The sequence below is a fragment of the Stenotrophomonas sp. INTA L402-1 genome (genome assembly GCF_059295135.1).
This window is the reverse complement of the sequence record NZ_JCAFWP010000009.1, coordinates 105,204-111,359: the sequence shown is the minus strand read 5'-3', so window position 1 is coordinate 111,359 and position 6,156 is coordinate 105,204. Positions and strand designations below refer to the sequence as shown.

At 67.7% G+C, this 6,156-nt stretch carries 5 protein-coding genes; all 5 read right to left on the bottom strand.

Features of this window, described 5'->3' with window-relative positions; all coding sequences use genetic code 11:
• Positions 1-181: 181 nt before the first annotated feature.
• Positions 182-1,246 (bottom strand): S-methyl-5-thioribose-1-phosphate isomerase, encoded by a 1,065-nt coding sequence (gene mtnA, locus AC5O77_RS07975; protein WP_478056898.1) that lies wholly within the window; start codon positions 1,244-1,246, stop codon positions 182-184.
• 47 nt (positions 1,247-1,293) lie between these two features.
• The gene (locus AC5O77_RS07970; protein WP_032127686.1) at positions 1,294-2,022 is read right to left on the bottom strand and encodes a DUF3011 domain-containing protein; all 729 of its coding nucleotides are present in this window, start codon (positions 2,020-2,022) and stop codon (positions 1,294-1,296) included.
• Between the two features lie 142 nt (positions 2,023-2,164).
• Positions 2,165-3,121: an EF-P lysine aminoacylase EpmA gene (epmA, locus tag AC5O77_RS07965; RefSeq protein ID WP_478056899.1), complete on the bottom strand. Its 957-nt coding sequence runs from the start codon at positions 3,119-3,121 to the stop codon at positions 2,165-2,167.
• Complete coding sequence (locus tag AC5O77_RS07960; RefSeq protein ID WP_032127684.1) at positions 3,118-3,603, bottom strand: GNAT family N-acetyltransferase; 486 nt, start codon at positions 3,601-3,603, stop codon at positions 3,118-3,120. The genes epmA and AC5O77_RS07960 overlap by 4 nt, the downstream gene beginning before the upstream one ends.
• 49 nt (positions 3,604-3,652) lie before the next feature.
• Positions 3,653-6,118, bottom strand: coding sequence for an NAD-dependent DNA ligase LigA (gene ligA, locus AC5O77_RS07955; RefSeq protein ID WP_478056900.1), 2,466 nt, complete (start codon positions 6,116-6,118; stop codon positions 3,653-3,655).
• Between the last annotated feature and the right edge of the window lie 38 nt (positions 6,119-6,156).

Genomic DNA, 6,156 nt, shown 5'->3' with positions numbered 1-6,156 from the left:
CGGCTGGGGGGGTGGGGGCGGTGGCAGAGACGCTTATCACCAGTTGCTAAACACCCAATCTGCTCCCCCCCCGCCTGCTCCGCCCGTGTCACAACCCGAAATAAAGCGGGACTGGGGGGGGGGCCCCCCCCCCGCCCCCCACTACCGGGGGCGGAGGTCACGCTGCCCCCTCCCCTGTGCCTCAGCCACCAAAGGCGGCGCGCATGTTCTCGATGGTCGGGTTCAGGATCACCCCGCGCTCGGTCACGATGGCATCGATCAGTTCACCCGGGGTGACGTCGAACACCGGGTTCCAGGCGGCGATGCCCTCGGCCACGGTGCGGGTGCCGCCCACGCCGTACAGCTCGCCCGGGTCGCGCTGCTCGATCTCGATCTGGCTGCCGTCCACGGTCTCCATGTCCACGGTCGAGGACGGCGCCACCACCATGAACTTGACCCCGTGGTGGCGAGCGGCGATGGCCAGCTGATAGGTGCCGATCTTGTTGGCGGTATCGCCGTTGGCGCAGATGCGGTCTGCACCGACGATCACCCATTGCACCGCACCGGTCTTCATCAGGTGCGAGGCCGCCGAATCGGCGATCAGGGTGGCGTCGATGCCATCCTGCTGCAGTTCCCACACGGTCAGGCGTGCGCCCTGCAGCCACGGACGGGTCTCGCCGGCGAACACGCGGGCGATGCGGTGCTGGGCCATGCCGGCACGGATCACGCCCAGTGCCGTGCCGAAGCCGGCGGTGGCCAGCGAGCCGGTGTTGCAGTGGGTCAGCACGCCGCTGCCGGCCTCGATCAGGCCCGCGCCCAGCGCGCCCATGTGGCGGTTGGCGGCCAGGTCCTCCTCGGCAATGGCCTGCGCTTCGGCTTCCAGCAGGGCCTTCCAGTCGCCGCCGGCGACGTTCAGGCAGCGACGCATGCGCGCCAGCGCCCAGGCCAGATTGACGGCGGTCGGGCGCGATGCGTTCAGGCGCTGCAGCGCCGGCTCCAACTGCTGAAGCGCATGCGCGCCATCAGCGGCCTGCACGTCCCGCGCCGCCAGCACCACACCCCAGGCTGCGGCAATGCCGATCGCCGGCGCGCCACGCACGGTCAGCGCGTGGATGGCGCTGGCAACTGCGTCACTGTCATGGCAGACCACGTGCTCGACCACGAACGGTAGCTTGCGCTGGTCCAGCAGTTGCAGGGCATCTCCGGTCCAGAGGATCGGGCGGATGTGGTCATAACGGGCGTAGTCGATGTCGGAGGCAGTGTTCATGGGCCCATTGTAGGGCCACGCCCCGCGTGGTTGGAGCCTGCCCGGGCTCAATTCACCGAGAATTCGGCGCGGCAGCCGCCGTCCACCCAGATCCCGTTGCGGTTCCAGCCCCAGGTGTTGCCTTCCTCGCACGGGGTGCTGGACAACTGCTCGGTAACGACCGCGCCGACCGAAATGCTCGCCCCACAGAAGCGGCGCTTCTTCGACTTCGACTCGCAGGTCAGGCGGCGTGGCACGTCGACAAAACGGCCGTCCTCGTCAGCCACTTCGAAATCGCCCTGGCAACCACGGCTGGTCCAGACTTCATTGCGCTTGTAGCCCCAGCCCTGCCCTTCGCGGCACGGCAGCACCGACAGCTGGCGCAGCAGGCGCACCGGCGCCCCGTCCAGGCGCACCGGGCAACTCTGCGGGCGGCCATTGGATTCGCAGCGCACCACACGGCGGACCAGGCGCTTGCCTTCCGTTGCCGCAGGCGCTGCACCTTCCGCACGACGCGCACGGAACTCGGCGCGGCAGCCAAGGGTGACCCACACGCCACTGCGGTCGGTGCCCCACTCGCTGCCACGGATGCAACTGTTGCTGGACAACTGGCGCACAAGGTCGATGCCATTGCTGACGTCGATATCGCAATGCACCCAGCCCATGTCGCGCGATTCGCAGGTCACCACTTCGCCGTCATAGCCCGCCTGCTGGGCCGACGCCGATGACGGCAGCCAGGCACCCCAGAGCGCGATGGAGTACACCGGTGCAGCGACAACCGCAAACCACTTGACCAAAGCCTTCCCCAGCAGGAATGGATGAACTGCGTGCCAGTGTCCGGCATCTGCCGTGATAAGAGCATCATCCTGCTTACCGAAGCAAGCGTGGAAACGCGGAATTCCGTTCAGTCTTCGATGTTCAGGAACGTGCGCACCGCGCTCACGCGTGGGCGAAGTCGTAGGCCAGCACATCGGCGATACGCGGCGTGCGGTTCATCGCCATCAACAACCGATCGACACCCACCGCCACGCCAGCGCAGGCAGGCATCGATGGCAACGCCGACAGCAGCGCCTCATCCACGGACGGTTGCACCTGGCCCCGCTCATGGCGGCGCTGCAGGTCACGCTGGAATCGCGCACGCTGTTCGTGCGCGTCGTTCAGTTCGTGATAGCCGTTGGCCAGTTCCACGGCCCCCAGATAAAGCTCGAAACGCTCGGCCAGCGGCGGCGTGCCGGCTCGAATGCGCGCCAGTGCGGCCTGGCTGGCAGGCCAATCGTGGACCACGGTCATCACCGCGTCATCGAAATGCGGCTGGATATGATGGGTCATCAGCAGATCCAGCCAGTCATCGCGGGTCAGCCCGACCGGGTCGATATGTACCTCGCCCAGCGCGGCACGCAGCGCGGCCTCATCGGCATCGAACGGATCCACACCCACGTACTGCTGGAACAGCTCGCGGTAACTGAGCACACGCAGCGTCGCACTGCGCCCGACCAGGGCCAGCGCCTGGCCGACCAGCTCGGCGGTTTCCTGCACCAGACGATGGTGGTCCCAACCGACCCGGTACCACTCCAGCATGGTGAATTCCGGATTGTGGCGGCCGCCCGCCTCGCCGTTGCGGAACACCCGGCCCAGTTCGTAACAGTCACCCACGCCCGCCGCCAGCAGGCGCTTGAGCGGATACTCCGGCGAGGTGCGCAGCCAGCGGCGGCGGCCACCGGCATCGACATGGCCGGTGAAATCGGTATGGAAGCTGTCGATGTTCGGCTCGGTGTTGCCGGCCACCGACAGGATCGGCGTCTCCACCTCCAGCACATCGCGATCGGCGAAGAAGCGGCGCACCAGCGCGTTGAGCACGGCACGCTGCTGCAGCGCGCGCAGCAGGGCCTCGCTCACAGGATGCCCTCCGGGCGCGGATGATCCAGCGGCAGGGTCAGCAGATCGCGGGTGTCATCGATGTAGCCACTGGCCAGGTACAGGCGCCGGGCCAGTTCGTTGTGGTGGTTCACTTCCAGCCGCAGGCGGCTGACGCCACGCCCGCGAGCGCGCTGTTCGCAGATGGCCAGCGCCTGCTTGCCGCGGCCGCGGCCGCGCGCGCGGTGGCTCAGGTACAGCTCGTCCAGCAACATGAAGTGGCCGCCCTGCTCCAGGCTGAAACCCATCGCGATCACTGCGTAGCCCACCACCTCGGCGGCCTCGTCCAGCCACAGCAGCACCTCGCCATTGCGCGGATCGGCCAGCAGCGCGTCCACGCCGCGACGCACGCGCGCGTCGTCGAAGTCGATCTTGTCTTCGGCATAGAACTCGCGCATCAACGCGATCAACAGTTCTTCGTCGGCACGGGTGGCCAGGCGGAAATCCAGCGGAGCGGTCTGCATCGGTGTTCCTTTTTGTTTCATGCCGGGCGCCAGGCACCCGGCGGGGTCATCATTCGTGTTCGGCGAGGTAGGCCAGCAGGCGGTCTTCGTCCCATACCGGCACGCCCAGCGACTGCGCCTTGTCCAGCTTGGAGCCGGCCTCGGTACCGGCCACCACGAAGCTGGTCTTCTTCGACACGCTGCCGGAGACCTTGGCACCCAGCGCTTCCAGGCGTTCCTTGGCGGCATCGCGGGTGAGCTGGGCCAGGGTGCCGGTCAGCACCACGGTCTGCCCATCCAGCGGGCCGGCCACGATCTCGGCCAGCGCCGGCGCCTTGGCCAGGATCTGCTGCATCGCCTTCTCGGCCGCCAGCAGCATCGCGCCATGGCCATCTGCATCGAGCCACGCAGCCAGGCCGCGTGCAGTGTCATCGGGCAGGCCGGCGTTGACGAACTGGCCATGCTCGGCGTCGAGCACTGCTTGCGCGCCGGAAAGCGCAGCGACCAGTTTTTCGGCGCGCAGGCGGGTGATGCCAGGGATCTCCGATTCGACCAGCAGCTGCGCCAGATCCAGCCCTTCGCGCAGCTTGGCACTGGGCGCATGCACATCGCTGATGCGCACCTGACCGACCTGCAGCAGGTCATCGATGGCCTGCTGGTTGCCCTGCTGCTCGAAGAAATGACCCAGCGAACGCGCCACTTCGCCGCCGATGTCCGGCACACGCTTGAACAACGGCCACGGCAGGTGGCGGATCAGCTCCAGGTCACCAAACCACTGCGCCAGCGCCTTGGCCGTGCTCTCACCCACGTGCTCGATGCCAAGCGCGAACAGCAGGCGCTCCAGCGTGGCCGCGCGGCTGGCGTCGATTGCCGCGATCAGGTTGTCGGCCCACTTGGTGGCGATCTTCTTCGTGTTCCATTCGAAGCTGGCCGGCTGTACCAGCGCCTGTGCGCGCCAGCCCGGATCGTTGCCATCCAGCTTGAGCACCGCATTGAGCACCGCACCACTGCCTTCGGCGGGCAGGTGCAGCTTCAGCGCAGCCGCCAGTGCGGAAGGGTCCTCGGCATCCAGCACCAGCTTCAGATGCAGCAGCTGGTCACGGTTGAGCCGGTACAGATCGGCCACGCTTCTGACGATGCCGGCGTCGACCAGGGTTTCGATGTACTTGTCACCCAGGCCATCGATATCCATCGCGCGACGCGAGGCGAAATGGGCGATGGCTTCCTTGCGCTGCGCCGGGCAGGACAGTTCGCCCGAGCAGCGCCATGCGGCAGCACCTTCCTCGCGCACGATTTCCGAGCCGCACACCGGGCAGCGCGTCGGCATCTGCCACGGCGTGGTGCCCGGCGGGCGGCGATCAAGGATGACGCTGACCACTTCCGGAATTACATCACCGGCGCGGCGCACGATCACGCTGTCACCCACGCGCACATCCAGGCGTGCGATCTGGTCGGCGTTGTGCAACGTGGCGTTGGACACGATCACGCCGGCCACCGCCACCGGTGCCAGCCGCGCGACCGGTGTGGCAGCACCGGTGCGGCCGATCTGGATCTCGATCGCCTCCACCGTAGTGCTCTGTTCCTGCGCGGGGAACTTGTGCGCGATGGCCCAGCGCGGCGCACGCGAAACGAAGCCCATGGCCTGCTGGCCGGCGCGGTCATCCAGCTTGTAGACCACGCCATCGATATCGAACGGCAGGCCATCGCGGCGCTCACCGATATCGCGGTAGTAGCCGAGCAGGCCGTCGGTGCCTTCCACCACCTTGCACAACTCACTGACCGGGAAGCCCCAGGCACCGAGCTGGGCCAGTGTGCCCGAATGGGTGTCCGGCAGCTCGCCGCCCTGCACTTCGCCGGTGCCGTAGGCGAAGAAACTCAGCCGGCGCTGCGCACTGATCTTCGGGTCGAGCTGGCGCAGCGAACCGGCGGCGGCGTTGCGCGGGTTGGCCAGCACCTTGCCGCCCTGCAGGCGCGCACGTTCGTTGTAGGACTCGAAGTCGGCGCGGGCCATGTAGACCTCACCACGCACCTCCAGCACATCCGGCCAGTCCTTGCCGTGCAGGCGCTTGGGAATATCACCGATCTCGCGCAGGTTGGCGGTCACGTCCTCGCCGGTACTGCCATCGCCACGGGTCGCGCCGAGTACGAAATGACCGTCCTCGTAGCGCAGGCTGATCGCCAGGCCGTCCATCTTCGGCTCGGCCGAGAACCGCAGGCTGCGACGGCCCAGGCGCTCGTCGATGCGGCGTACGAAATCCGCCACTTCCTCGTCACTGAAGGCATTGGACAGCGACAGCATCGGCACCGCGTGGCGCACTTCCGGGAAGCGGCCGGACGGGCGCGCACCGACCTGCTGGGTCGGGCTGTCGGCACGGGCCAGCTCCGGATGCTCGCGCTCCAGCGCTTCCAGCTCGCGCACCATCCGGTCGTAGTCGACGTCGGGGATCTCCGGCGCGTCCAGCTCATGGTAGGCGCGGTTGGCCTGGGCGATCTGCCGGCGAAGGTCTTCGGCGCGTTCGGCGGGGCTGGGGCTCATCGGGATCCGGTGGTTCTGGGATGGCCGGGGATTCTACC

Coding starts and splice junctions, on each gene's coding strand:
- AC5O77_RS07960 (WP_032127684.1), bottom strand. CDS start 3,603: ATGCAGACCGCTCCGCTGGATTTCCGCCTGGCCACCCGTGCCGACGAA.
- ligA (WP_478056900.1), bottom strand. CDS start 6,118: ATGAGCCCCAGCCCCGCCGAACGCGCCGAAGACCTTCGCCGGCAGATC.
- mtnA (WP_478056898.1), bottom strand. CDS start 1,246: ATGAACACTGCCTCCGACATCGACTACGCCCGTTATGACCACATCCGC.